Source organism: Dietzia sp. DQ12-76, from assembly GCF_014145045.1.
Classification (GTDB): Bacteria; Actinomycetota; Actinomycetes; order Mycobacteriales; family Mycobacteriaceae; genus Dietzia.
Genome location: NZ_JAALDV010000467.1, coordinates 1 through 2,101, shown reverse-complemented (window position 1 = coordinate 2,101; position 2,101 = coordinate 1). Strand labels below are relative to the sequence as shown.

The window sequence follows — 2,101 nt, the reverse complement described above, 5'->3', positions numbered from 1 at the left end:
GCTGTAGCCGCGGATCCGCGCCGGGGCGACGGGCGGGCCCTCTCGCGCCGGAGTGCGCCGCGTTGTCGTCGCGGGCACAATCGGTGAGGTGACCGTCTCCGATCTCCGCACCGGCGCCGAGGCCCCCCTCCCGAGGCGCATCGCCGTCCTGTCGTTCCACACCTCGCCGTTGGCGCAGCCGGGAACGGGCGACGCGGGCGGGCTCAACGTGTACGTTCTGCAGACCGCCCGTCGGCTGGCCCGCCGGGGCGTGGAGGTCGAGGTCTTCACCCGCGCCACCCATTCCTCGCAGCCGCCGGTCGAGCAGGCCGGCGACGGCGTGCTGGTGCGCAACATCGTGGCGGGGCCGTTCGAGGGCCTGTGCAAGGAGGACCTGCCCACGCAGCTCTGCCCATTCGTGGCCGGTGTGATGCGGGCGGAGGCCGGTCATGCACCCGGGCACTACGACCTCATCCACTCCCACTACTGGCTGTCCGGGCAGGCCGGTCTGGTGGCCTCCGAGCACTGGGGCGTGCCCCTGGTGCACACGGCGCACACCCTGGCGGAGGTGAAGAACGCGGTCCTCGCCGACGGTGACGTCCCGGAGCCTGAGTCCCGGCGCATCGGCGAGCAGCAGATCGTGGACTCCGCGCACCGCCTCGTGGTCAACACCACCGGCGAGCGCGACGAACTCGTGGGCTACTACGACGCCGACCCCGCCCACATCGACGTGGTGCCCCCGGGCGCCGACCTCGAGCAGTACACCCCCGGGACGCAGCGCGGCACAGAGCGGGCCCGCCGGGCGTTGGGGCTGGGGCAGCGGTCCGAGGTGATCGCGTTCGTCGGCCGGATCCAGCCGCTCAAGGCCCCCGATGTGATCGTCCGTGCACTGGCCGAGATCGTGCGGGAGCAGCCGCACCGGGACGTGCGTCTGATGGTGGTGGGCGGGCCCAGCGGGTCGGGGCTGGAGCGCCCCCGTTCACTCATGGACCTGGCCGACGAGCTGGGCGTGGCCGACCGGGTGAGTTTCCTCGCGCCGCGGCCACCCGCGGAACTCGTGGACGTGTACCGCGCCGCCGACGTGGTGGCCGTGCCGTCGTATTCGGAGTCTTTCGGCCTCGTGGCACTGGAGGCGCAGGCCTGCGGGACGCCGGTGGTGGCGGCGGCTGTGGGCGGTCTGCCCACGGCGGTCGATCACGGCCGCACGGGGATCACCGTGGTCGGTCACGACCCGCGCGAGTGGGCGGCCACGTTGGTGGGACTGCTCGACGACGACGAGCGCCGCCTGTCCATGTCGCGGGCCGCCCCGGTTCACGCCTCCCGGTTCTCCTGGGATTCCACCGCCGATGGACTTCTCGCCTCGTACGCGGGCACGGTGGCCGCTCACCGGGCCCGGCGAGAGGCGGCCACCGCCTCCTGACACCCCGGGGCGCCCGCCGGTGGAGCGCCCCGTCCGAACCTCCCCCCGCGACGAACCGCTCACGAGTACAGGGGAGTCGAACCGAAGGAGCCACGATGATCGACCCCACCGAGAACAAGCGCATGGACGAGGGCAGCGGGGCTGCGCCTCGCGGCGCCGACGAGGTCGACGGCCCGACCCTGGAGTTGATCCGCGACTTCCTCGTGGAGCGGGACATCGAGTCGACGTTGGCCGACGGCCGGGTCTTCGTGGTGCAGCTGCCGGGGGAGAAGCGCCTCAAGACCGCCTGCCACCTGACGGTGAACCGGGAGAGCGTGCGGATCGAGGCGTTCGTCTGCCGCAAGCCCGACGAGGACTTCGAGAAGGTCTACAAGTACCTGCTGCGACGCAACCGGCGCCTGTACCAGGTGGCGTACACGCTGGACAACAACGGTGACATCTATCTGGTGGGCCGGATGCCGCTCGTGGCGGTGACCGAGGAGGAGCTCGACCGCGTGCTGGGCCAGGTGCTCGAGGCCGCGGATCACGACTTCAACATCCTGCTCGAGATCGGGTTCCACACCTCGATCCGCCGGGAGTGGGAGTGGCGCGTCTCGCGCGGTGAGCCGCTGCGCAATCTCCACGCGTTCCGTCACCTCACCGCGGATCTGCCGCAGCCGGGTCACGGCTGACGACCCGGGCGCACGCCGCGGCCCGCCGGCC

The 2,101-nt window shown here is 72.1% G+C and carries 2 protein-coding genes; both read left to right on the top strand.

The window, feature by feature from the left end; all coding sequences use genetic code 11:
* Nucleotides 1-88 precede the first annotated feature (88 nt).
* Nucleotides 89-1,399, top strand: a complete 1,311-nt coding sequence (gene mshA / locus G6019_RS14825) for a D-inositol-3-phosphate glycosyltransferase (protein ID WP_309230279.1) — start codon at nt 89-91, stop codon at nt 1,397-1,399.
* A gap of 122 nt (nt 1,400-1,521) precedes the next feature.
* Nucleotides 1,522-2,070, top strand: a complete 549-nt coding sequence (locus G6019_RS14820) for a YbjN domain-containing protein (RefSeq protein ID WP_182612888.1) — start codon at nt 1,522-1,524, stop codon at nt 2,068-2,070.
* Nucleotides 2,071-2,101 lie beyond the last annotated feature (31 nt).